Source organism: Streptomyces phytophilus (genome assembly GCF_013870535.1).
GTDB classification, from domain to species: Bacteria; Actinomycetota; Actinomycetes; order Streptomycetales; family Streptomycetaceae; genus Streptomyces; species Streptomyces phytophilus.
Genome location: NZ_JACBXC010001346.1, coordinates 1 through 1580, shown reverse-complemented (window position 1 = coordinate 1580; position 1580 = coordinate 1). Strand labels below are relative to the sequence as shown.

Annotated in this window: 2 protein-coding genes; one reads left to right on the top strand and one right to left on the bottom strand. The window is 74.3% G+C overall.

Going from position 1 to position 1580, the window contains the following annotated elements:
• Positions 1 to 1003: adenosine deaminase (locus H5J30_RS32240; protein ID WP_181791177.1), on the bottom strand; the 1003-nt coding region annotated here is incomplete at its 3' end.
• Between the two features lie 98 nt (positions 1004 to 1101).
• Here H5J30_RS32240 and H5J30_RS32235 point away from each other — a divergent pair.
• Positions 1102 to 1515, top strand: coding sequence for a hypothetical protein (locus H5J30_RS32235; protein WP_258563637.1), 414 nt, complete (start codon positions 1102 to 1104; stop codon positions 1513 to 1515).
• The last annotated feature ends 65 nt before the right edge of the window (positions 1516 to 1580 follow it).

The following is a 1580-nucleotide window of genomic DNA, read 5'->3' as shown; positions in this document are numbered from 1 at the left end:
CGTACGCGTCGATCTCCGCCGTCAGCGCCGCCTTCGCGGCCGGCTCCATGAACGACGCCTTGACCGAGTTCTTCGCCAGCGCCGCCGTGCCCGCCTCGTCGAGCCCGAGCAGGCGGGCCGCCACCCCGTACTCCGTGTTGAGGTCCGTACTGAACATCGGCGGGTCGTCGCTGCCCAGCGCGACCAGCACGCCCGCGTCCACGATCCGCGGCAGCGGGTGCTCGTCCAGCGAAGCGACCGCCCTCGTCGCGACGTTGGAGGTCGGGCAGACCTCCAGCGCGATGCCCGCCTCCGCGAGGTGCGCCAGCAGCTTCGGGTCCTGCGCCGCGCTCGTGCCGTGCCCGATGCGCTCGGCGCGCAGCTCGGTGACCGCGTCCCAGACCGTCTGCGGCCCGGTCGTCTCGCCCGCGTGCGGGACGCTGCGCAGCCCGGCCGCTATCGCGCGGTCGAAGTACGGCTTGAACTGCCCGCGCGGCACGCCGATCTCCGGGCCGCCGAGGCCGAAGGCCACGAGCCCCTCGCAGCCGATGTCGACGGCGATCCGCGCCGTCTCCTCGGCCGCCGCCAGCCCCGCCTCGCCGGGGATGTCGAAGCACCAGCGCAGCACGACGCCCAGCTCGGCCTCGGCGCTGCGCCGGGCGTCCTCCAGGGCGTCCAGGAAGGCGCGGTCGGGGATGCCGCGGCTCGTGGAGCTGTACGGCGTGACGGTCAGCTCCGCGTAGCGGATGCTCTGCCGCGCCATGTCGCGCGCGATTTCGTACGTCAGCAGGCGCACGTCGTCCGGGGTGCGGATGAGATCGACGACGGACAGGTAGACCTCGACGAAGTGCGCGAAGTCGCGGAAGGTGAAGAAGTCGGCGAGCGCCTCGGCGTCCGCGGGCACCGTGGAGTCCGGGTGCCGCGCGGCGAGTTCGGCGACGATGCGGGGCGACGCGGAGCCGACGTGGTGGACGTGGAGTTCGGCCTTCGGCAGACCGGCGATGAAGGAGTCGAGATCGGCCATCGCATCATGGTAGGCCAACGGACTGACGGCGCCGCCCCGGCTCCGTAGCATGTGCGAACGCGCGTGCGCGGGGCGCGAGGGGAGCGGAGGGAGCGGATATGGCGGCGAGCAGTCCACCGGCGCCGGCCGCCGCCGGGGCGCGGCGGGGACCGGCCGGTCCGGGCACGAAGGCGATGGTGTGCGGCGTCATCGGCGTCACCCTCCTGCCCACGGTCTACGGCGTGGTCCTCTCGGTGCTGCTCGGCCCGGCGGCGCGGGCGTTCGGCCTGGTCGCGCGCAGCCGCGCGCGGCGCGAAGGGACCGGCGCGGGGCGCAACGCGGTCATCGGCATCGCGACGGGCGCGGTGGCGTTCACGGTCGCGGCGGTGGTCATCGTGCTGACGCTGACGGGTGTGCTCTTCTCCGGGGACGACGAGGAGAAGGAGCCCGCGGAGCGCCGGGAGGGGCCGAGCGTGCAGGTCATGGAGGACCGGTCGGGGACGCTGCCCCGGCCGGGCGGCGCTGCCGGGTGAGCAGGTCCGAGGGGGTTCGGGCGGCTCGTACAGTTGAGCCCATGGACACCGACCGGCGGGACGAC

Excerpts from the sequence above, each read along its gene's own strand:
- H5J30_RS32235 (WP_258563637.1), top strand. The coding sequence starts at position 1,102 with ATGGCGGCGAGCAGTCCACCGGCGCCGGCCGCCGCCGGGGCGCGGCGG.